A 23,109-nucleotide genomic window follows, 5' to 3' on the forward strand; every position below is an offset into this window, starting at 1 on the left:
GCGAAGCCGCCACCCGGCAAAAACTTAGCTGAACCAGCTGCCAAACCAGCCGTGGAATTTCATTAACACAAAGTCCCACATCCGGCTGAAGAAGCCGCCCTCTTCCACCGCTTCCATTACCACCAGCGGACGCTGCTCAATAGATTTGCCGTTAAGCTGGAAATCTATCGTCCCGACCACCTGACCTTTTTTCAGCGGTGCGGTGAGCTGTGGCTCGGTCAGGGTATAGCTGGCTTTCAGGTTTTTCAGCTGACCGCGTGGAATGGTGACGGAACCCGCTTCACCCGCTCCCAGGTTTACTTCACTTTTATCACCAAACCAGACACGCTGGCTGACGAAGGTGGCGTCCGGCTTAATCGGCGTGACGGTTTCAAAGAAGCGGAAACCCCAGGTCAGCAGTTTTTCGGATTCGTTAAAACGAATTCGGTCGGTTTTCGTTCCCAGCACCACTGAGATCAGGCGCATATCGCCCTGCGTCGCAGAAGCCACCAGGTTGTATCCGGCCCCGGCAGTTGTACCGGTTTTCATGCCGTCCACGTTAACGTTACTGCTCCACAGCAGACGGTTACGGTTAGGCTGGCGGATATTGTTGAAGGTAAACTCTTTCTCTTTATGGATAGCGTACTCATCCGGCACGTCATGGATCAGCGCTTTGCCCAGCAGCGCCATATCGCGCGCGGTACTGAACTGACCCGGCGCATCCAGGCCGTGAACAGTTTTAAAAGTGGTATTGGTCAGACCCAGTTTTTTCGCGTAGCCATTCATCAGCCCAATAAATGAGTCCTGACTGCCCGCGACGTAATCGGCCAGCGCAATACAGGCATCATTTCCCGACTGAATAATGACCCCTTTATTCAGATCGGACACGGAGACCTGGTCGCCAGGCTTCAGGAACATCACGGACGAGCCGCGCAGCGCCGGGTTACCAGTCGCCCAGGCATCTTTCCCGACGGTGACCATGTCATTCAGCTTGATCTTGCCCGCTTTCAACGCCTGGCCGACCACATAGCTGGTCATAATTTTCGTCAGGCTCGCCGGGTCGAGTTTCTCGTCGGCGTTACCTTCCGCCAGCACTTTCCCGCTGGCGTAATCCATCAGGATCCAGGCGCGCGCATCAACAGGCGGCGCTTCGGGCGCTGTCTGTTCCGCCGCATGGAGCGTTGGGGCAAAAAGGAAAAGCAGCGCCGAGCCTGCCGCCAGGCTGCGCAGAGAGGAAGTTTTTTGCGTCATAAATGCCACCCGAGTGTCCATTCTAAAAATCACGTCACAATCACCGTGTCGCAAGAAGCGATGAGTAATAGCGCACTACAGCCTTCAAAGAAACCTGTTCCAGGTAAAGTTTTTAAAGTTTATGCAATAACATTCAGATACGCTTTGATTGCGGTGTTTTTTTTAGCATCTGTTGCGTAATTGTTAGGTTTATCTCACCATGGCGAAAAGCTGACTCGGATTCACATCTCATCGGGAGTAAATATGATTACGCTGTGGGGCAGGAACAATTCGACCAACGTGAAAAAAGTGCTCTGGACGCTGGAAGAGCTGGATTTACCGTTCAAGCAGGTTATGGCGGGCCTGGAGTTTGGCGTGAATAAAGACGCGGACTACCTGGCGATGAACCCAAATGGACTGGTGCCGCTACTGCGCGATGACGAGACAGACGCCACGCTGTGGGAGTCTAACACCATCGTGCGATACCTCGCCGCGCAGTACGGCCAGGGTCGGCTGTGGGTAGAAAATCCAGCCCAGCGCGCGCAGGGCGAAAAATGGATGGACTGGGCAAACCAGACGCTTTCCCCAACGCACCGCGTGATCCTGATGGGGCTTATCCGTACGCCGGAAGCCGATCGTGATTATCCCGCCATTCATGCCGCCCAGGACGCGTGCGAGTCGCTGTTTGCGATGATGGACGACGAACTGGCGAAGCATACCTGGTTCTCCGGCGACACGTTCGGCGTGGGCGATATCGCCGTCGCCCCTTTCGTCTGGAACCTCACTAACATGGGTCTCAGCTGGACCCCGCGCCCTCACCTTCAGCGCTGGATCCAGCAGCTCAGCGAGCGCCCGGCGTATCGCAACGTGGTGATGATCCCGGTGACCTGATTACGACCCGGACGGGCTGACTTTCCAAAGCTGCCCGTCCGTCTCGTCGGTCAGCACGTACAGATAACCATCCGGCCCGACGCGCACATCGCGAATTCGCTGATCTTTATCCCCAAGAATGCGCCCGTCCTCCGTCACGGTATTGCCCTTCACGCTCAGCACGATGACGTCTTTCTCCTTCAGCGCGCCGATAAACAGCTTGTTTTTCCATTGCGGGAAGACGTCACTGTTGTAGAACGCCATGCCGCTGACGGCGGGCGACACTTTCCAGACAAACAGCGGTTTTTCAGTGCCCTCAACGTGCTCGCCTTTCGCTTCCGGGATTTTCAGGCCGCTGTAGTTGATCCCGTGCGTGGCCATCGGCCAGCCGTAGTTTTTGCCTTTTTCAGGAATGTTGATCTCATCCCCGCCGCGAGGGCCGTGTTCATTAAGCCACAGCGCGTCGCTCCACGGGTTCATCGCCATCCCCTGCGGGTTGCGAATGCCGTAAGACCAGATTTCAGGCCGTGCACCGGCGGTGTTCACAAACGGGTTATCCGGCGGCACTTTCCCGTCCTCCGTCAGGCGCACCACCTTGCCCTGAAGCTTATCCAGATCCTGCGCCGTCGGGCGCTGGTTGTTTTCACCTAAGCCAATAAAGAGATGGCCTTTGCCGTCGAACACCAGCCGTCCACCAAAGTGGTTGCCAGTAGAGAGCTTCGGCATCTGTCGGAACACCACCTGGAAGCCCTCAATGCGCGAGAGGTCATCGCTCAACCGCCCGTAGCCCACCGCGGTGCCCGCTTTTCCATCATCACCCGCCTCGGCGAAGCTGAGCCAGATCCGCCGTGATTGTTCAAAATCCGGGGCCAGCACCACGTCCAGCAATCCGCCCTGGCCGCTCGCCCAGACCTTCGGCACGCCGATAATCGGATCGGAGAGCCCTTTCCCTGCCTGCCAGTGCTTAAGCTGCCCGTCTTTTAGCGTGATCAGCAGCCCCTTATTATCAGGCAGAAACGCCAGCGACCAGGGGTGATCCAGTTTTGTCTGTAGCACGTCGACCTTAACCGTCTCGGGCGCCGCAAGCAGCGAAAGCGGGAATAACAGTACAGGGAGGAAAAGCAGCGAGGATCGAGGCATAACGCACTCCTTTATCGGCATATGGCTTAAAGATTAGCCACTGTTCCCGGGTGCGTTAACACTTTTACAAAAGCTTAATCAAAAGGGGGAGTTGCCTCCCCCGGGTTCAGTGTCGGGCAAGCGTTTCCGGCTTGTTCAGACACATGATGCAAAGCGCGAGCGTGGTCAGGCAGTTTTCAAGCTTCTCCGCGTTAACGGCAATAAAATTCGGGCAGTCGTGACGTCCGTTCATCAAACAGACCCCGGCGATGGAAAGCACCTCGGCGGCGCGGCGCAGCGCCACTAGTTCGTTTTCAGCGCAGTACGCTTTCAGGATGGGTGCTTTTTCACGCATGAAATTGCAAAGTTCAAAGAAATTATCACGCAGATTTTCGCTTTCGCTGACTGACATATACCCTTTCGCCTTGCGGAGTTGCAGATATGCAGCCAGGTCGATTCGGGCGTTGATCAGCTTGTTAAGCAGATCGCGTTTCAGTCTGTCAACGGACATGCTATTTCCTCCTCTGTCAGCCATGTTACCCTATTAATAATAAGGTCATTTTTTGTACAATGTGATGCCTGAGATCAATAAACGATAACTGATTAACATTCTTTACAATGTTACAACGATTGCCCGCCTCAACTGCGCCATCAAGAGTGTATAAATCCCCCGCGATACGCTGTAAAATCCCGCCCTGATAACTCCATAATTGATGAATTTTTAACCTATGAGCAATGTTACGCACCCGCCGAAAATCGGCTTTGTCTCCCTGGGCTGCCCGAAGAACCTGGTGGATTCCGAACGCATCCTGACTGAACTTCGCACTGAAGGCTATGACGTGGTGCCAAGCTACGACAACGCCGACATGGTGATCGTCAACACCTGTGGGTTCATCGACAGCGCGGTCCAGGAGTCACTGGAAGCCATTGGTGAAGCCCTGACGGAAAATGGCAAAGTGATTGTCACCGGCTGCCTGGGCGCGAAGGTGGATCAGATCCGCGAAGTGCATCCGAAGGTACTGGAGATCACCGGCCCGCACAGCTACGAGCAGGTGCTGGAACATGTTCATCACTACGTACCAAAGCCAAAGCACAACCCGTTCCTGAGCCTGGTGCCGGAACAGGGCGTGAAGCTGACGCCGCGCCACTATGCTTACCTGAAAATTTCCGAAGGCTGCAACCATCGCTGCACCTTCTGCATCATCCCGTCGATGCGTGGCGATTTGGTGAGCCGTCCGATTGGCGAGGTGCTGGCAGAAGCCAAACGCCTGGCCGACGCGGGCGTGAAGGAGTTACTGGTCATCTCCCAGGACACCTCCGCCTACGGCGTGGACGTCAAACACCGCTCCGGCTTCCATAACGGCGAGCCGGTAAAAACCAGCATGGTTGGCCTGTGCGAGCAGCTTGCTAAGCTCGGGATCTGGACGCGTCTGCACTACGTCTACCCTTACCCGCACGTTGACGACGTGATTCCGCTGATGGCGGAAGGCAAAATCCTGCCGTATCTGGATATCCCGTTACAGCACGCCAGCCCGCGCATTCTGAAGCTGATGAAGCGTCCTGGATCCGTTGACCGCCAGCTGGCGCGCATCAAGCAGTGGCGCGAGATCTGCCCGGATCTGACCCTGCGCTCCACCTTCATCGTTGGCTTCCCGGGTGAAACCGAAGAAGATTTCCAGATGCTGCTCGACTTCCTGAAAGAAGCGCGTCTGGATCGCGTGGGCTGCTTCAAGTACAGCCCGGTTGAAGGCGCAACGGCCAACGAGTTGGCGGACCAGGTACCGGAAGAGGTCAAAGAGGAACGCTGGAACCGCTTTATGCAGCTGCAACAGCAGATCTCTGCAGAACGCTTGCAGGAGAAAGTGGGCCGCGAAATTCTGGTCATTATCGACGAAGTGGACGAAGAAGGCGCGATTGGCCGCAGCATGGCGGATGCGCCTGAAATCGACGGCGCGGTGTACCTGAACGGGGAAACCAACGTCAAGCCGGGCGATATTATTCGCGTGAAGGTTGAAAACGCCGACGAGTATGATTTGTGGGGCAGCCGGGTTTAATCTTTAACCCCTCACCCCGGCCCTCTCCCCAAAGGGGCGAGGGGGAACAGACCGCACCGAGCAGTCCCCTCTCCCCTCAGGGGAGAGGGTTAGGGTGAGGGGTAAGTTCCTGCAAAAACCTACCCCTTAATCCGCGGATCCAGCGCGTCGCGCAGCCCATCCCCCAGCAGGTTAAACGCCAGCACGGTCAGGAAAATCGCCAGGCTCGGGAAGATCGCCACGTGCGGGGCGATCACCATATCCGCCCGCGCCTCGTTCAGCATCGCACCCCACTCCGGCGTCGGCGGCTGTGCCCCTAACCCCAGAAACGACAGGCTGGCCGCCGAGATAATCGACACGCCTATGCGCATGGTGAAATAGACCACGATAGACGAGACCGTTCCCGGCAGAATATGGCTGAACAGGATGGTGGCATCGCTGGCTCCCATGCTGCGCGCCGACTCGATAAAGGTCTGCTGCTTCAGCACCAGCGTGTTGCCACGTACCAGACGCGCGAAAGCGGGAATCGAGAATACCGCCACGGCGATAATGACGTTCGCCATGCCGCTGCCCATCACCGCCACCACGGCAATCGCCAGCAGAATACCGGGAAAGGCAAACAGCACGTCGCAGATACGCATGATGATGCGGTCCCACCAGCCTTCGTAGTACCCGGCCACCAGCCCCAGCACGGTGCCAATTGCTGCGCCCATCAGCACCGCGAAGACCCCGGCCGCCAGTGAGATCTGCGCCCCTACCAGCACGCGGCTGAATATATCGCGCCCGAGCGAGTCCACGCCAAACCAGTGCATCATCGACGGACCATCGTTCAGCCGGTCGTAGTCGAAGTAGTTTTCCGCATCAAACGGGGCTATCCAGGGGGCGATAATCGCCACCAGGATCAGCAGTAACACAAACAACCCGGCGACCATAGCGACGGGCTGACGACGGAATCGACGCCAGAACTCAACCCACGGGGTGCGAATATGGTCCGGCCTGATCCCCGGCATAGCGTTTAAAATGGCCTGGCGACGCCAGTTCAGTAATCGCATCTTACTTATACCTGATGGCCGGGTTAATGGCGGCGTACAGCACGTCCACCACGAGATTGATAAGAATAAATTCCAGCGAGAAAAGCAGGACTTCCGCCTGAATAACCGGATAGTCACGCATATCGACCGAGTCGACCAGCAGACGCCCCAGCCCCGGCCAGTTGAAGACCTTCTCTACCACGATAGAGCCGCCCAGCAGGAAGCCGAACTGTAGTCCCATCATCGTGACCACCGGGATCATCGCATTACGAAAACCATGCTTCAGAATGACCCATTTCTCACTCACCCCTTTTGCCCGCGCGGTGCGAATGTAATCTTCGCTCAGCACGTCGACAAAGGAGGCGCGGGTGAAGCGGGCCATCACTGCCGCAACGGCTGCGCCAAGCGTCATAGAGGGCAGAATGTAGTGCTTCCAGGTGTCGGCCCCGACGGTGGGCAACCAGCCCAGCTCGACGGAGAAAATCTGCATCAGTAGCATGCCCAGCGCAAACGCCGGGAAAGAGATACCGGTGACCGCCAGCGCCATACCGAGCTTATCCGGCCAGCGGTTGCGCCAGACGGCGGCGACAATCCCCGCGCCCAGGCCAAACACAACCGCCCAGCTCATACTGGCAATCGTTAACCAGAAGGTGGGCATAAAGCGGCTGGCAATCTCCTCCGACACCGGACGACGCGACACCATCGAGATGCCGAAATCGCCCTGAAGGACATTGCCAATGTAGCGCAGAAATTGCCGATACAGCGGCTGGTCAAGACCGAGCTGTTTACGCACCAGTTCTATAACCGTGGCATCCGCTTCCGGTCCGGCAATCAAACGCGCCGGATCGCCGGGCAGCATGTGGACAAACAAAAACACCAGCACGGCCACAATCAGCAGCGTCGGGATAAGCCCCAGCAGGCGTTTACACACATAATTCAGCATGAGTTTTATTTTAGATCCGCGTCATCAAAGCTAAAGCCCGTATCCGGCATGATGTAAAAACCGGTCAGCGCTTTATTGTGGGCTGAGACCAGTTTTTCCACCACCAGCGGCACCCACGGCGACTCTTTCCAGATAATGTCCTGCGCCTCTTTGTACAGGCGCGCTTTCTCTTCCGGTTTGGTGGTTTTCAGGGCATCGGCCAGATCCTTATCCACCTGCGGATTACTGTAGAACGCGGTATTGAACAGCGTTGGCGGCCAGTTCTGGGAAGCAAACAGCGGCGACAGGGACCAGTCCGCTTCACCGGTTGAAGCCGTCCAGCCGGTGTAGAACATCCGCACGCCGCTCTCTTTCTGTCCTTTGCCTTCCACTTCCGCCGCGCGCTGTCCGGCATCCATCGCCGTGACCCTGGCTTTAATGCCCACCTGTGCCAGTTGCTGCTGGGTAAATTGCAGCATCTTCTGCGCGGTACTGTGGTTATGCGACGACCACAGCGTGGTGCTAAAGCCGTTCGGATAGCCCGCCTCTTTCAGCAGTTCCCGCGCTTTCGCCGGATCGTACGGCCACGGCTGATAGCTCTGCGCGTACTCAATGGTTGGCGGCATCACGCCCGTCGCCGGGGTGGCGTAGCCGGCAAAGGCCACCTTCACCAGTGCCTGGCGGTTAATGGCGTAGTTGATGGCTTCGCGCACCTTCGGGTTATCAAACGGTTTTTGCGTGACGTTCATGCTGATGTAGCGCTGCATAATCGACGGGCTGGCCACCAGCTCCAGCTTGCTGTTTTTCGCCAGCAGCGCTGCCTGTTCGTAGGGGATCGGGAAGGCAAACTGCGCTTCGCCGGTTTGCAGCATCGCGGCGCGGGTATTGTTGTCCACGACCGGCCGCCAGGTGAGGGTATCCAGCATCGGCAGCCCCGGCTGCCAGTATCCGGCGAATTTCTTCACCTTCACATAATCGGTCTGGTTCCAGGTAAGCAGTTCGTACGGTCCGGTCCCCACCGGGTGGAAGCCAATCTCTTTGCCGTATTTCTTTAACGCCGCAGGGGAAATCATCACCGTCGCGGGATGCGCCAGGATATTGATAAACGCCGAAAACGGCTCTTTGAGGGTGATCTTCACCGTCGCCGGATCAACCGCCTCGGTTTGGGCGATATTTTTATACAGGTTGTAGCGCTTAAGACCGTTTTCCGGATTGCTGGCTCGGTCCAGGTTGACCTTAACCGCCTCGGCGTTGAAGTCGGTGCCGTCCTGGAACTTCACGCCGGTACGGAGTTTAACGGTATAGACCAGCCCGTCGTCCGACACGGTATAGCCTTCCGCCAGCACGTTTTTCAGCTTCATCTCGCGGTCCAGGCCGAACAGCCCCTGGTAGAAGGATTTTGCCACCGCCTGAGAAAGGGTGTCGTTAGCATCATACGGATCCAGCGTCGTGAAGTTAGACCCCACAGCCACCACCACGTCTTTCGCCGCGATCGCGGGGGCGGCGGCCAGCGCAGCCGTCACGCTCGCAGCAAGCAGCCATTGACGAGCAACAAAAGGAACCATTGTGTTCTCCTGCCTGTTGTAAGTTATAACCGCGAGAATGCATTGCCCTGACGCGGGGGTGCGACAAAATGATCGGGACCGACTTCACGCAGCGCCACGCGCTCCAGAGTTTCGCCCCGTTTACGAATATTGCTCGGCATTTCGTCCTGCAACAGCACGCGCTGGGCGTGACGATGTTCAGGATCGGCAACCGGTACGGCGGCCATCAGCTTGCGGGTGTACGGATGGTGCGGGTTTTCAAATACCGCCCGACGGGGGCCAATTTCAACAATTTGCCCCATGTACATCACCGCCACGCGATGGCTGATCCGCTCAACCACCGCCATATCGTGAGAGATAAACAGAAACGCAATGCCCAAATCCCGCTGTAAATCGAGCAGGAGATTGATGATTTGCGCGCGGATGGAGACATCCAGCGCTGACACGGACTCATCCGCAATCACCACTTTCGGATTGAGGGCCAATGCCCGGGCTATGCAGATACGCTGTCGCTGACCGCCAGAAAATTCGTGCGGATAACGCCAGGCATGCTCCGGTTTCAGGCCCACGCGCTCCAGCAGCCACGCGACGCGGCGCTGCGCGGCTTCACCGTCGAGCAGGTTGTGCACCCGCAGCGGCTCCATAATCGAGTACCCCACCGTATGGCGCGGATCGAGCGACGCATAAGGATCCTGAAAAATAAACTGAATATCCCGGCGCACCGCCTGCAATTTACCATTGGGGAGTGTATCGATGCGCTCACCGTTGAAGGTGATGCTCCCCTCCTGCGACTCAACCAGCCTGAGCAGCGCCCGCCCGGTGGTGGATTTACCGCAGCCGGACTCCCCCACCAGCGCCAGCGTTTCGCCCGGCCAGAGATCAAAACTGACGTATTCAACCGCATGCACTTCGCGCTTCACGCGATTGAGGATCCCGCTACGCAGCGGGAAACGGGTCACCAGTTCACGCACTTCAAGGATCGGCCTGCCGGAAACCACCGTGTTCTGCTCGGTTTCGTCTTCCTGTTGGCCCTGTTCGGTCTGAGAGAACAGCGGAAAACGGCGCGGAAAATCACTGCCATTCATGGCGCCCAGACGCGGGACCGCCGCCAGCAGCGCTTTAGTATAAGGATGCACCGGCGCATGAAAGACCTGCTCCACCGTGCCGGTTTCCACAGCATTGCCCTGATGCATAACCAGCACCCGATCGGCAATATCCGCCACCACCCCCATATCGTGGGTGATGAATATCACCCCCATCTCCATCTCCTGCTGCAACACCTTAATCAGTTGCAGGATCTGGGCCTGAATGGTGACATCCAGCGCCGTGGTGGGTTCGTCCGCAATGAGCACCGCCGGACGGCACGACAGCGCCATCGCAATCATCACCCGCTGGCGCATGCCACCGGAAAGCTGATGCGGATAGCGGGACAAAATCGCGTGCGCCTCAGGGATACGTACCAGCTCCAGCATCCGTTTAGCTTCGTTGAGCGCCTCATCACCGCTCAGTCCCTGATGCAGGCGGATAGATTCGGCAATCTGCTCGCCCACCGGGAAGACCGGGTTCAGGGAGGTCATCGGCTCCTGAAAAATCATCGCAATATCCGCCCCGCGCACCCCCTGCATCCGGGACGCGCTCAGCTCGTTGAGATCGATAACCTGACGGTTGCGACGGCGCAACAGCATCCGCTCGCTGGTGACCTGCCCGCCCGTCTGCTCAAGCAGACGCATCAGCGCCAGCGCGGTAACGGATTTACCGGAACCTGATTCGCCAACAATCGCCAGCGTCTCGCCGCGCCTGAGCGAAAACGATAAATTCTGTACTGCAGGGATGAACTGCCGCTCTTCCTGAAAGGCAATATTCAGTTGGTGGACAGCCAGCACTTCGCAGTTGTCCAGCTCTTCACTGTGCGGCACGCAATGCCCCCTTATTCACGATAAATGCCTGTGCTGGGCGCATCGCCGGCATACCCCCACGCCCGGTACATCCCTTCACTGTTGAACGGCAGCGCCACGTTGCCCTCCCGATCCACCGCGATTAAGCCACCATCTCCGCCCAGGGCTGGCAGTTTCTCCATTACCACCCGCTCGCAGGCCTCACTCAGGCTTAATCCGCCGTAATCCATTAGCGCGGTAATGTCGTAGGCCGCCAGCGCGCGAATAAACACTTCGCCAGTGCCGGTGCATGACACCGCCGCCGTGGCGTTATTAGCGTAACACCCGGCCCCCGGCAGCGGACTATCGCCGACGCGTCCGGGAAGCTTGTTGGTCATACCGCCTGTCGACGTCGCGGCGGCGAGGTTACCGGCTTTATCCAGCGCCACCGCGCCTACCGTGCCCATTTTGCTGCGTTCATCGAGCGGCGCGGCATGGTCCAGCTGCGTCATCCCCGCTGTACGGGCCTCCAGCAACTGCCGGTAACGCTCCTCGGTGGAAAAAAGATCGGGCGAGACCGTATCCATCCCGTGCTCGACGGCAAATTTCTCCGCCCCCGCCCCGGTCAGCAGCACATGCGGGCTTTGATCCATCACCAGACGCGCGGCCAGCACGGGATTGCGCAGTCGGCTGACGCCCGCCACCGCCCCCGCTTTCAGGGTGATACCGTCCATCACGCAGGCATCCAGTTCATGCGTTTCATCGCGCGTAAAGACCGAGCCAATACCGGCATTAAACAGCGGACACTCCTCCAGCAGGCGCACCGCTTCGGTCACCACGTCCAGCGCGCTTTCGCCCGCTTCCAGCATGCGCTGGCCTGTTTCCACAATGGCGTTCAGCGCATCAATATAACGCTTCTCCTGCTCGGGACTGAGCTGTGCACGGGTGATTGCCCCGGCACCGCCATGAATTGCGATAACCGCTTTACTCATTTCGCATCACCCATCAGCCTGGCTGGCTGCTTTTTCTATAAATATCATTATCGTCGACGAATCTTCAGATGATTTTTGAATATAGAAAGACGCAACTGTGATGTAAAGCGTACACCCATCGGGTCATACAGTTAGCCGCACTTTTCTGCCATAATGAGCGCTTTCGTTGTTACTCCGCAGGAGCCCACCATGGATTTTACCGCCGGACTGATGCCGCTTGAGACGGCACTCTCGCAGATGCTTGATCGTATTACTCCCCTGCACGACGTTGAGACGCTGCCGCTTGTGCGCTGTTTTGGCCGTATTGCCGCGCGCGATATCGTCTCGCCGCTGAACGTGCCGGGGTTCGATAACGCGGCGATGGACGGCTATGCCGTACGTCTGGCGGATTTGCAAACGGGTCAGCCGCTGCCGGTGGCAGGTAAAGCCTTTGCCGGGCAGCCGTTCAACGGTGAGTGGCCAGCGGGCACCTGCGTGCGCATTATGACCGGCGCGCCGGTGCCAAAGGGCTGTGAAGCCGTGGTGATGCAGGAAGAGACCGAACTAACGGACGACGGCGTGCGTTTTACCGCCAGCGTCAAAGCGGGACAGAATATCCGCCACATCGGGGAAGACATTACCCTCGGCGCAACGGTCTTTGCCGCCGGGCAAAAACTGACGGTCGCCGAACTGCCGGTGCTGGCATCGCTTGGCATCGCGGAGATTGACGTTGTCCGCAAGGTACGCGTGGCGGTGTTCTCAACGGGAGACGAGCTACAGCTTCCGGGTCAGCCGCTGAACGAGGGGCAGATTTACGACACCAACCGTCTGGCGGTGCACCTGATGCTTGAGCAACTGGGCTGCGAGGTGATTAACCTCGGCATCATTCCTGACGATCCGGAGAAACTGCGCACGGCGTTTATCGACGCGGACGCCTCTGCCGACGTGGTGATCAGCTCCGGCGGCGTTTCGGTTGGCGAAGCGGATTACACCAAAACCCTGCTTGAAGAGCTGGGTGAAATCGCCTTCTGGAAGCTGGCGATTAAACCGGGCAAACCGTTCGCGTTTGGCAAACTTCCGCACAGCTGGTTCTGTGGCCTGCCGGGTAACCCGGTCTCTGCCGCGCTGACCTTCTACCAGCTGGTGATCCCGCTGCTGGCGAAGCTTTCAGGCAACAATGCCGACCCGCTGCCGGAACGTGTGCGCGTGCGGGCGGCAACGCGCCTCAAAAAATCTCCGGGCCGTCTCGATTTCCAGCGCGGCATTCTGGCGCGCAACGCCGATGGCGAGCTGGAGGTGAGCACCACCGGGCATCAGGGTTCGCACATCTTTAGCTCCTTCAGCCAGGGTAACTGCTTTATCGTGCTGGAGCGCGATCGCGGCCACGTTGAGGCGGGCGAATGGGTTGAAGTGGAACGCTTTAACCACCTGTTCGGAGGCTGACATGACGGTGGAACTGAGCGTCCCGGAGATGATGCGCTACAACCGCCAGATCGTGCTGCGCGGGTTTGATTTCGAGGGTCAGGAAGCGCTCAAGGCGGCCAGCGTGCTGGTTGTGGGTCTTGGCGGGCTGGGCTGCGCGGCAGCGCAATATCTGGCTGCGGCGGGCGTCGGCCGCATGACGCTGCTGGATTTCGATACCGTGTCGGTGTCGAACCTGCAACGCCAGACGCTACACAGCGACGCGACGGTTGGTCAGCCGAAAGTGGAATCTGCGCGCACGGCGCTGGCGCGAATTAACCCCAACGTTCAGTTCACCCTGATTGACGCGATGCTGGATGACGACGCGCTGTTTGCGCAGATTGCACGGCATGACCTGGTGCTGGACTGCACCGATAACGTCGCCATTCGCAACCAGCTCAATGCGGGCTGCTTTGCCCATAAAACGCCGCTAATTTCCGGCGCGGCCATCCGCATGGAGGGTCAAATCAGCGTTTTCACCTACGTTGAGGGAGAGCCCTGCTACCGCTGCCTGAGCCGTCTGTTTGGCGAGAATGCGCTGACCTGCGTCGAGGCGGGCGTGATGGCGCCGCTGGTTGGGGTTATCGGTTCCTTGCAGGCCATGGAGGCGATCAAGGTGCTGGCGCATTACGGCACGCCCGCAGCGGGCAAAATCGTGATGTATGACGCGATGACCTGTCAGTTCCGCGAGATGAAGCTGATGCGTAATCCGGGGTGTGAGGTGTGCGGAGGTTAAACCCTGCTGCGCCCTGATGCCCTCACCCCGGCCCTCTCCCACAGGGAGAGGGAGAAAATCGTAGGCCGGGTAAGCGTCAGCGCCACCCGGCAACAGCATCAAATAGACGTCCGCCCAAACGCCCCCTGCCAGTCCTGCTCAAACTTCACAATTGCCGCATCTACTGCCGGAGAGGTAATAAACTGCTGCGCCACGTCCAGCGGCAGCGTGATGGACTCGCACCCTGCCAGCAGGCAGTCCAGCGCCTGGCGCGGGGTTTTAAAGCTCGCGGCGAGCACTTTTGACTGCGGTGCGTGCAGCGTCAGCAATTGTTGCAGTTCAATCACCGTCTGGATCCCGTCCCCGCCCTGCGCGTCCACGCGGTTCACGTAAGGGGCCACATACTCAGCACCCGCCAGCGCGGAGAGCATCCCCTGCGCTGCGCCGTATACCGCGGTACCCAGGGTCGGGATCCCTTCTGCTTTCAGCATTTTGATCGCCGCCAGCCCTTCAGCGGTCACGGGCACTTTCACCACCAGGTCATCGATTATCGCGCGCAGCTTACGTGCGTCTTCCACCATCCCCTCGGCGGTCTTCGCCATCACCTGGGCGAACAGCCGGCCCTTGCCGCCCAGCGCGTCGTGCAGCGCGGGCAGCAACTCTTCCAGGGGGGTTTTACCCGCCGCCACAATGCTTGGGTTAGTGGTCACGCCCGCCAGCGGGAAGATACGCGCCAGCTTTTTGACTGCCGCAACGTCAGATGTGTCGAGATAAAGTTCCATGATGTCACCCTCAAAATTAGCCTGCATTTACCCTATCACGAGAAAACCTGCTCATGAATTGACCCATATCAAGATAACTTTCATTCGAAAGTAATTTAATCTTCATATGTAATTAGAGGGCAAAAAAATGATCTTCAACATACAGCGTTACTCCACCCACGACGGCCCCGGTATTCGAACCGTGGTGTTCCTGAAAGGCTGCTCGCTGGGCTGTCGCTGGTGCCAGAACCCGGAAAGCCGCTCCCGCACGCGGGACGTCCTGTTTGACGCCCGTCTGTGTCTGGACGGCTGTGACCTGTGTCAGCAGGCCGCGCCAGGGTGTGTTGAACGCGCGCTGAACGGGTTGACCATCCATCGTGAAAAATTAAGTGAAAAGACGCTCACTGCCCTCACCGACTGCTGCCCGACGCAGGCGCTTACCGTCTGCGGTGAAGAGAAGCAGGTGGAGGAGATTATGGCCACCGTGCTGCGCGACAAGCCCTTCTACGACCGCAGCGGCGGCGGGATCACCCTTTCCGGCGGCGAGCCGTTTATGAATCCTGACCTGGCGCACGCCCTGTTTAAAGCCAGCCATGAACAAGGCATTCATACTGCGGTTGAAACCTGCCTTCACGTGCCCTGGCATTATATCGAGCCTTCACTGCCGTATGTCGATCTGTTCCTGGCGGACCTGAAACATGTCGACGGCGAGGTGTTCAAGCAGTGGACCGATGGCTCTGCTAAGCGGATCCTGGACAACCTGAAGCGCCTGGCTACCGTCGGGAAGAAGATCACCATCCGCGTGCCGCTGATCCAGGGCTTTAACGCCGATGAAGCGTCGGTTACCGCCATTACCAACTTCGCCGCCGATGAACTCGGCGTCGATGATATTCATTTTCTGCCGTATCACACGCTGGGCATGAACAAATACACCCTGCTCGGCCAACCCTACTCTGCCCCTGACAAACCGCTGGATAACCCTGCCCTGCTGGACTTCGCGCAGCAGTATGCCTGCCAGAAAGGGTTAACCGCGACCTTACGAGGATAAACTTATGACCACCCTGAATCTCAACACCCTCAGCGAGCGCATCAAGGCGCACAAAACGGCTCTGGTGCATATCGTTAAGCCGCCGGTCTGTACCGAACGCGCGCAGCACTATACCGAAATGTATCAGCAGCATCTGGACAAGCCGATCCCGGTACGTCGCGCGCTGGCCCTCGCCCACCACCTGGCAAAACGTACCATCTGGATCAAGCACGACGAGCTGATTATCGGTAACCAGGCCAGCGAAGTGCGTGCCGCGCCGATCTTCCCGGAATATACCGTCTCCTGGATTGAGAAAGAGATTGACGATCTGGCGGACCGTCCAGGTGCAGGCTTTGCGGTGAGCGAAGAGAATAAACGCGTTCTGCATGAAATCTGCCCGTGGTGGCGCGGCCAGACGGTACAGGATCGCTGCTACGGTATGTTTACCGACGAGCAGAAGGGCCTGCTGGAAACCGGCATCATCAAAGCGGAAGGCAACATGACCTCCGGTGACGCACACCTGGCGGTGAATTTCCCGCTGGTGCTGGAGAAAGGGCTCGACGGCCTGCGCGCGAAAGTAGCCGAGCGCCGCTCGCGCATCAACCTGACGGTACTGGACGATCTGCACGGCGATCAGTTCCTGAAAGCCATTGATATCGTGCTGGAAGCCGTAAGCCTGCACATCAGGCGCTTCGCCGATCTGGCTCGTGAGATGGCCGCCAGCGAAACCCGCGACAGCCGCCGCGACGAGCTGCTGGCGATGGCGGAAAACTGCGACATCATCGCCCACCAGCCGCCAAAAACCTTCTGGCAGGCGCTACAGCTGTGCTACTTCATTCAGTTGATCCTGCAAATTGAGTCCAACGGTCACTCCGTCTCCTTTGCCCGTATGGACCAGTACCTTTACCCGTACTATCGCCGCGACGTGGAGCTGGACCAGAGTCTGGATCGCGAGCACGCCATTGAGCTGCTGCACAGCTGCTGGCTGAAGCTGCTGGAGGTGAACAAAATCCGCTCCGGCTCGCACTCCAAAGCCTCTGCGGGCAGCCCGCTGTATCAGAACGTTACCATCGGCGGCCAGAAGCTGGTCAACGGTGAGCCGATGGACGCGGTCAACCCGCTCTCCTACGCGATTCTGGAGTCCTGCGGTCGCCTGCGCTCCACCCAGCCGAACCTGAGCGTGCGCTACCACGCGGGCATGAGCAACGACGTCCTCGACGCCTGCGTGCAGGTGATCCGCTGCGGCTTCGGGATGCCAGCGTTTAACAACGATGAAATCGTCATCCCGGAATTTATCAAGCTCGGCGTGGAACGAGAGGACGCGTATGACTATGCGGCGATTGGCTGCATCGAAACCGCCGTCGGCGGAAAGTGGGGCTATCGCTGCACCGGCATGAGCTTTATCAACTTCGCCCGCGTGATGCTGGCAGCGCTGGAAGGCGGTCGCGATGCCACCAGCGGCCAGGTATTCCTGCCGCAGGAAAAAGCGCTTTCGGCCGGTAATTTCGGCAATTTCGACGAAGTGATGGCGGCGTGGGATAACCAGATCCGCTACTACACCCGCAAATCTATTGAAATCGAGTACGTGGTGGACACCATGCTGGAAGAGAACGTCCACGATATTCTCTGCTCGGCGCTGGTGGACGACTGCATCGAACGCGCGAAAAGCATTAAGCAGGGCGGCGCGAAGTATGACTGGGTTTCCGGCCTTCAGGTGGGGATCGCCAACCTCGGTAACAGCCTGGCCGCGGTGAAGAAGCTGGTGTTTGACCAGGGCGTTATCGGTCAGCAACAGCTGGCGGCGGCGCTGGCGGATGACTTCGAGGGGCTGACCCACGAGCAGCTGCGCCAGCGCCTGATCAACGGCGCGCCGAAGTACGGCAACGACGACGACAGCGTGGACCTGCTGCTGACCCGTGCCTACGAAACCTACATTGAAGAGCTGAAGCAGTATCACAACCCACGCTACGGCCGTGGCCCAATTGGGGGTAACTACTACGCGGGCACGTCGTCTATCTCCGCAAACGTGCCGTTTGGCGCAGCAACCATGGCGACGCCGGACGGACGTAAAGCGCATACCCCGCTGGCGGAAGGGGCAAGCCCGGCCTCCGGTACCGACCACCTCGGCCCGACGGCGGTGATTGGCTCCGTGGGTAAACTGCCGACGGAAGCGATCCTCGGCGGCGTGCTGCTTAACCAGAAGCTGAACCCGTCGACGCTGGAAAACGACAGCGATCGCCAGAAGCTGATGGTGCTGCTGCGCACCTTCTTCGAGGTGCATAAAGGCTGGCATATTCAGTACAACATTGTCTCGCGCGAAACGCTGCTGGAAGCGAAGAAACACCCTGATCAGTATCGTGACCTGGTGGTGCGCGTCGCGGGTTACTCGGCGTTCTTCACCGCCCTGTCACCGGATGCGCAGGACGATATTATTGCCCGTACCGAGCATACGCTGTAACGGTTTATCCCCTCTCCCTTGAGGGAGAGGGTTAGGGTGAGGGGGAAATGCGCACGCTGATGCCCTCACCCCGGCCCTCTCCCACGGGGAGAGGGAGAAAACACTAAAAACGGCAACTTCGGTTGCCGTTTTGCTTTGACTTTCGAGTGAAATTAAATTTGTGCTCCCCGTCACCTTGTTATTAGAATGTTTCAAAACGCAGTGACCCAGGAGCACAGTATGACCGTAAAAGTTATCGTCACCGATATGGACGGAACTTTCCTTGATGATGCCAAGCAGTACGATCGTGACCGCTTCCAGGCACAGTTTGAGCAGCTTAAAGCCCGTAACATCGAATTTGTTGTCGCCAGCGGCAACCAGTATTACCAGCTCATCTCCTTTTTCCCGGAACTGAAAGATCAGATCTCCTTCGTCGCGGAAAATGGCGCGCTGGTGTTCGACCACGGCGAACAGATTTTCCACGGTGAGCTAACGCGTCATGAGTCGCAGATCGTCATTGGTGAACTACTGAAAGACAAAGGGCTGAATTTTGTGGCCTGCGGGCTGGAGAGCGCGTACGTCAGCGATAAGGCTCCAGAAGCGTTCGTGAAGCTGATGTCGAAACACTACCATCGCTTAAAACCCATCAGCGATTACCGCGACATTGACGACGTGCTGTTTAAATTCTCCCTGAACCTGCCGGACAGCGATATCCCGAATCTGGTCGATAAACTGCATGTCTCCCTGGACGGCATCATGAAGCCGGTTACCAGCGGCTTCGGTTTTGTCGATTTGATTATCCCGGGCCTGCACAAAGCCAACGGCATCAGTCGTCTGCTGAAACGCTGGAAAGTCTCCCCGCAGGCCTGCGTGGGCATTGGCGACAGCGGCAACGATGCGGAAATGCTGAAGCTGGTGAAATATTCATTTGCGATGGGCAATGCGGCAGAAAGCATTAAAGCGGTCAGCCGTTACACTACTGACGATAACAACCATCAGGGCGCGCTGAATGTGATTCAGGCCGTGCTCGACGCCCACTCCCCGTTCGACGTCTGATCCCCTACCTGCCGGAGCCTCACTCCGGCCCCTTCACTCTTTTACCATCCTGTGGCGCCCGTCAAGGTTTTAAACTTGCATTAACTTATTTTTAACTTAAAGTATCACTTGTAGACACTTTTACTTTCGAATGAAAGATGCGAGGCAGTTATGACCTTTACCAGCGAAACGTTGCCAGCGGACCACAAAGCGGCAATTCGTCAGATGAAACGCGCGCTACGGGCCCAGATCGGTGACCTGCAGGCAGTGTTCGACCGGCTTAGCGACAAAATCGCCGCCCGCGTGGCGGAAATTAATGCCCTTAAAAATAAAGGTGAATCCGTATGGCCGATAATCCCCTTTACGGATGTGAAAAACGGTACGATCACCGCCGAACAGCGCGAAGCGGTTAAACGTCGCGGCTGCGCGGTGATCAAAAGCCACTTCCCGCGCGAGCAGGCGCTGGCATGGGATCAATCGATGCTCGACTACCTCGATCTGAATAAGTTTGACGAGGTTTACAAAGGACCCGGCGATAACTTCTTCGGCACCTTAACGGCCTCTCGCCCGGAGATTTATCCGATCTACTGGTCTCAGGCGCAAATGCAGGCGCGCCAGAGTGAAGAGATGGCACAGGTACAGTCGTTCCTGAACCGTTTATGGACATTTGAGAGCAACGGTAAGCAGTGGTTCGACCCGGACGTGAGCGTAATTTATCCGGACCGCATTCGCCGCCGCCCACCAGGAACAACCTCGAAAGGCCTTGGCGCACACACCGATTCCGGCGCGCTGGAGCGCTGGCTGCTGCCCGCTTATCAGCAGGTCTTTGCCCGCGTGTTTGACGGCAACGTTGAGAAATATGATCCGTGGAATGCTGCGCACCGTACAGAGGTGGAAGAGTATACCGTCGATAACACCACCAAATGCTCCGTGTTCCGCACCTTCCAGGGCTGGACGGCACTGTCGGACATGATCCCCGGCCAGGGGCTGCTGCACGTGGTGCCGATCCCGGAAGCGATGGCTTACATTCTGCTGCGTCCGCTGCTGGACGACGTGCCGGAAGACGAACTGTGCGGCGTGGCGCCGGGGCGCGTGCTGCCGATTTCTGAGAAGTGGCATCCGCTGCTCATCGAAGCGTTGACCAGCATTCCCGCGCTGGAAGCCGGTGATTCTGTCTGGTGGCACTGCGATGTGATCCACTCGGTCGCGCCGGTGGAAAACCAACAGGGCTGGGGCAACGTGATGTATATTCCTGCCGCGCCGATGTGCGAGAAAAACCTCGCCTACGCGAAAAAGGTCAAAGAAGCGCTGGAAACCGGCGCGTCACCGGGAGATTTCCCGCGCGAGGATTATGAGAAAAGCTGGCAGGACCGTTTCACCGTGAACGATCTGAACATCCACGGCAAGCGCGCGCTGGGCATGGCTTAACTGTCGTAAAGCCCTTCCCGCTCAACGGCGGTGCGTCGTTTTCCCTGACGTATCCGCCGTACCGATTCCCGCACGGCCAGCGTGCCGTTTAGCAGCAATGTTCCGACCGGCGCGTCCGGGCGCATCAGCCGCTGCTGGAGCATATATACCGCTTCTGTTCCCAGCTCATCGCGCGGGACATGCACCGCCGTCAGAGGCACATCCTGAATCGCCGCGAGATTAAAGCCGTCGATGCTCATCACCGAGACATCCTGCGGCACGCGCAGACCGTGTTTTTGCAGGGCGCTGATGGTCCCCGCCGCCATAAAGTCGCCGCCCACCAGGAACGCCGTCGGCAGATCTTTCCCTTTTTGCTGGTGAAGCCACTCACTCACCAGCTGCTCCGTCTCTTTGGCGCTGAAGCTTGGCACCATCAGCAGATCGCGCCGGTCGCTAAACCTGAGGTTATGGCCGTGCCACGCGTCGCGGATCCCCGACAGGCGCAGCTCCATGGTATAGCGACGCAAACACAGCACATTCATCACCTCCCGGTGCCCCATCTCGAACAGGTACTCCGCCGCCCGCTCGCCAATGGCGCGGTGATCCGGCGCGACGGCGGGCAGGCGCATGTGGCGGTCCCGGCAGTTAATCAGCATGCAGGGTTTGCCCACGTCTACCGCCAGATCGTGGATATGCGGATCGTCGATACCGAGAAGGATCGCCGCCTGGGTGTCCACTTCGTTCATGCGGGCCAGAAACAGCTGGGCGTCGCTGTCGTTCTCCTCCAGCGCACAGTAACGCAGGCGAACCTCGTGCGAGGCCAGCCCTTTGCTCACGCTCTGGATGACGCGGTAATAAAAGATGTCAGACCGCTCGTCAAACGCCCGCTGCGGGGCAAACACCATCAGGCTGTTAAGCAACAGACGCCCCGCCGCCATGCCCTCTATTACCCCCAGCTCCCGCGCGCATGCCAGCACCGTTGCCCGTGCTTTTTCGCTGGTGTTTGCCTTCCCCGCCAGCACGCGGGAAACGGTGCTGATGGAGAGCCGGGTACGGGCGGCGATTTCGGTGATTTTAAGCCTTTTATCCATTTTGTGATCTGGCTCCGGATGTGAAATGAAAAAATTTTCACAACATCTTTATCAGGTAATAACTTGCGAGAAGGCCATAATGCCGAAAAATAAACCTCGGTTATGAGAAAGTTTGCACAAAATCCACTATTTCCTACTCAATTTCTCTCTTAAGGTGAACCTGTCACACAACTTCCATACTAGTTGTATAGCAGCTTAGCACTCTAAAACAGATAACTTTCAAACGCCTGACGCTGTGTGACACCTGAACCTTTGTCCCTTACCGTCCGTCTTGTGGAGAAGAAAATGAGTCAGGACATCAACAACACCGTTGCGACAAGCAAAACCCGTCGCGTCATTAAGAATCTGCGCTGGTACGTACTGGTGCTGTTTCTTCTTGGCGTGACCGTAAACTACATCACCCGTAACTCGTTAGGTATTCTCGCCCCCGAGCTGAAAGAGAGCCTTGGTATCACCACCGAGCAATACTCGTGGATCGTCGGCGCGTTCCAGATCGCCTATACCATTTTCCAGCCCCTGTGCGGCTGGCTGATTGACGTTATCGGCCTCAAGATTGGCTTTATGGTCTGCGCCGGGATTTGGGCGCTGATGTGTATCTTCCACGCAGGTGCCGGGAGCTGGCTGCATCTCGCGATCCTGCGCTTCTTTATGGGCGCGTCCGAAGCCGCCGCCACGCCAGCGAACGCCAAAACCATCGGTGAATGGTTCCCGAAATCAGAGCGTCCTGTTGCCGCCGGTTGGGCGGGCGTGGGCTTCTCCATCGGTGCGATGCTGGCTCCGCCAATCATTTACTTCGCTCATGCGTCGTTCGGCTGGCAGGGTGCGTTTATGTTTACCGGCGTGCTGGCGCTGCTGTGGGTGATCCTGTGGTGGATCTTCTATCACAACCCGGAGCAGCACCCGAACCTGAGCCGCGACGAGCTGGCGTTTATCAAACAGGATAACGAACCCGCACCGGTCAGGCTGCCCTTTCTGACCGCGCTGAAAACCGTCTCGAAGAACAAACGGTTCTACGGTATCGCCATTCCGGCCTTTATGGCGGAACCCGCCTGGGCGGTGCTGAGCTTCTGGGTGCCGCTGTACCTCGCCAAAGAGCACGGCATGGATTTGAAACAGATCGCGATGTTCGCCTGGCTGCCGTTCCTCGCCGCCGACCTCGGCAGCGTGGCGAGCGGCTACCTCACCCGGCTTTATACCCGCTGGTTCGGCTGCACCCGCGTCAACTCGGTGGTGGCAAGTTCAGTGACCGGCGCGTTTTTGATGATTTCTCTGGCCGTTGTGGCCGTGACCCGCGACCCGTATATCACCATCGTGCTGATCTCCATCGGCGGTTTCGGCCACCAGATTATCTCCTGCATGCTGAGCGCGCTGGTCGTGGAGTCGTTCGACAAGGGCCAGATGGCGACGGTTAACGGCATGCGCGGCTCGGCGGCGTGGATCGCCAGCTTCCTGTTCTCCCTTTTGATTGGGGTGACCGCCGACAAAATCGGCTTCAACCCGCTCTTTATCGCCATGGGCTTCTTTGACCTGATTGGCGCTTTCTTCCTGGTGGCATTTATTGCTGAACGTCGCGCCAAGCGCGCCTGATAGTGGATGTATTGC

The 23,109-nt window shown here is 58.1% G+C and carries 19 protein-coding genes; 9 read left to right on the top strand and 10 right to left on the bottom strand.

Features of this window, described 5'->3' with window-relative positions:
• Positions 1-24: 24 nt before the first annotated feature.
• Complete coding sequence (gene dacC, locus SK51_RS19475; protein WP_023299674.1) at positions 25-1,230, bottom strand: serine-type D-Ala-D-Ala carboxypeptidase; 1,206 nt, start codon at positions 1,228-1,230, stop codon at positions 25-27.
• A 243-nt stretch (positions 1,231-1,473) separates the two neighbouring features.
• On the opposite strand from dacC, the gene SK51_RS19480 reads away from it, so the two are divergent.
• Complete coding sequence (locus tag SK51_RS19480; protein ID WP_022647552.1) at positions 1,474-2,100, top strand: glutathione S-transferase family protein; 627 nt, start codon at positions 1,474-1,476, stop codon at positions 2,098-2,100.
• Here SK51_RS19480 and SK51_RS19485 read toward each other — a convergent pair whose 3' ends face one another.
• Both SK51_RS19485 and bssR read right to left on the bottom strand, forming a co-directional pair.
• Positions 2,101-3,219: a PQQ-dependent sugar dehydrogenase gene (locus tag SK51_RS19485; protein ID WP_022647551.1), complete on the bottom strand. Its 1,119-nt coding sequence runs from the start codon at positions 3,217-3,219 to the stop codon at positions 2,101-2,103. It abuts the gene before it with no gap.
• Between the two features lie 106 nt (positions 3,220-3,325).
• Positions 3,326-3,709 (bottom strand): biofilm formation regulator BssR, encoded by a 384-nt coding sequence (gene bssR / locus SK51_RS19490; protein WP_023305760.1) that lies wholly within the window; start codon positions 3,707-3,709, stop codon positions 3,326-3,328.
• A 217-nt stretch (positions 3,710-3,926) separates the two neighbouring features.
• Between bssR and rimO the strand changes: the two genes are divergently transcribed.
• Complete coding sequence (rimO, locus tag SK51_RS19495; protein WP_022647549.1) at positions 3,927-5,252, top strand: 30S ribosomal protein S12 methylthiotransferase RimO; 1,326 nt, start codon at positions 3,927-3,929, stop codon at positions 5,250-5,252.
• A 119-nt stretch (positions 5,253-5,371) separates the two neighbouring features.
• On the opposite strand, the gene gsiD is transcribed toward rimO, so the two are convergent.
• The 5 genes from gsiD to iaaA are packed head-to-tail and all read right to left on the bottom strand — an operon-like array spanning position 5,372 to position 11,594.
• Complete coding sequence (gene gsiD, locus SK51_RS19500) at positions 5,372-6,283, bottom strand: glutathione ABC transporter permease GsiD (RefSeq protein WP_015571027.1); 912 nt, start codon at positions 6,281-6,283, stop codon at positions 5,372-5,374.
• 1 nt (position 6,284) lies between these two features.
• Positions 6,285-7,205 (bottom strand): glutathione ABC transporter permease GsiC, encoded by a 921-nt coding sequence (gene gsiC, locus SK51_RS19505; protein WP_006809475.1) that lies wholly within the window; start codon positions 7,203-7,205, stop codon positions 6,285-6,287.
• A gap of 5 nt (positions 7,206-7,210) precedes the next feature.
• Complete coding sequence (gene gsiB, locus SK51_RS19510; protein ID WP_023305759.1) at positions 7,211-8,749, bottom strand: glutathione ABC transporter substrate-binding protein GsiB; 1,539 nt, start codon at positions 8,747-8,749, stop codon at positions 7,211-7,213.
• Positions 8,750-8,772: 23 nt separating this feature from the next.
• Positions 8,773-10,644 carry a glutathione ABC transporter ATP-binding protein GsiA gene (gsiA, locus tag SK51_RS19515; RefSeq protein ID WP_023305758.1) on the bottom strand — a complete coding sequence of 624 codons (1,872 nt, stop codon included), beginning with the start codon at positions 10,642-10,644 and terminating at the stop codon, positions 8,773-8,775.
• A gap of 11 nt (positions 10,645-10,655) precedes the next feature.
• A complete protein-coding gene (iaaA, locus tag SK51_RS19520) occupies positions 10,656-11,594 on the bottom strand; it encodes a beta-aspartyl-peptidase (protein ID WP_047359525.1) in 939 nt (312 codons plus the stop codon).
• A gap of 189 nt (positions 11,595-11,783) precedes the next feature.
• On the opposite strand from iaaA, the gene moeA reads away from it, so the two are divergent.
• Together moeA and moeB are read left to right on the top strand one after the other, a co-directional pair.
• On the top strand, positions 11,784-13,016 hold the full coding sequence (moeA, locus tag SK51_RS19525; RefSeq protein ID WP_023305756.1) for a molybdopterin molybdotransferase MoeA: 1,233 nt from the start codon (positions 11,784-11,786) through the stop codon (positions 13,014-13,016).
• A 1-nt stretch (position 13,017) separates the two neighbouring features.
• The gene (moeB, locus tag SK51_RS19530) at positions 13,018-13,770 is read left to right on the top strand and encodes a molybdopterin-synthase adenylyltransferase MoeB (protein WP_023305755.1); all 753 of its coding nucleotides are present in this window, start codon (positions 13,018-13,020) and stop codon (positions 13,768-13,770) included.
• 98 nt (positions 13,771-13,868) lie between these two features.
• Here the strand turns inward: moeB and fsa are convergent, their stop codons facing one another.
• Complete coding sequence (gene fsa / locus SK51_RS19535) at positions 13,869-14,531, bottom strand: fructose-6-phosphate aldolase (protein WP_022647542.1); 663 nt, start codon at positions 14,529-14,531, stop codon at positions 13,869-13,871.
• Positions 14,532-14,658: 127 nt separating this feature from the next.
• Here fsa and SK51_RS19540 point away from each other — a divergent pair, with 127 nt between their 5' ends.
• The 4 genes from SK51_RS19540 (at position 14,659) to SK51_RS19555 (ending at position 20,437) form a co-directional block, all read left to right on the top strand.
• Positions 14,659-15,558, top strand: coding sequence for a glycyl-radical enzyme activating protein (locus SK51_RS19540; protein ID WP_023305754.1), 900 nt, complete (start codon positions 14,659-14,661; stop codon positions 15,556-15,558).
• Positions 15,559-15,562: 4 nt separating this feature from the next.
• On the top strand, positions 15,563-17,995 hold the full coding sequence (locus SK51_RS19545) for a formate C-acetyltransferase/glycerol dehydratase family glycyl radical enzyme (RefSeq protein WP_023305753.1): 2,433 nt from the start codon (positions 15,563-15,565) through the stop codon (positions 17,993-17,995).
• A gap of 219 nt (positions 17,996-18,214) precedes the next feature.
• Entirely contained in the window at positions 18,215-19,030 is an 816-nt protein-coding gene (locus SK51_RS19550) for a Cof-type HAD-IIB family hydrolase (RefSeq protein ID WP_023299662.1), read from the top strand.
• A 150-nt stretch (positions 19,031-19,180) separates the two neighbouring features.
• A complete protein-coding gene (locus SK51_RS19555) occupies positions 19,181-20,437 on the top strand; it encodes a DUF1479 domain-containing protein (protein WP_023305752.1) in 1,257 nt (418 codons plus the stop codon).
• On the opposite strand, the gene SK51_RS19560 is transcribed toward SK51_RS19555, so the two are convergent.
• A complete protein-coding gene (locus tag SK51_RS19560; RefSeq protein ID WP_032676354.1) occupies positions 20,434-21,507 on the bottom strand; it encodes a LacI family DNA-binding transcriptional regulator in 1,074 nt (357 codons plus the stop codon). The genes SK51_RS19555 and SK51_RS19560 overlap by 4 nt on opposite strands.
• Before the next feature lie 285 nt (positions 21,508-21,792).
• On the opposite strand from SK51_RS19560, the gene SK51_RS19565 reads away from it, so the two are divergent.
• Complete coding sequence (locus SK51_RS19565) at positions 21,793-23,094, top strand: MFS transporter (protein WP_023299659.1); 1,302 nt, start codon at positions 21,793-21,795, stop codon at positions 23,092-23,094.
• The last annotated feature ends 15 nt before the right edge of the window (positions 23,095-23,109 follow it).

It is taken from the genome of Enterobacter sp. MGH85 (assembly GCF_001037655.1).
Lineage (GTDB): Bacteria > Pseudomonadota > Gammaproteobacteria > Enterobacterales > Enterobacteriaceae > Enterobacter > Enterobacter intestinihominis.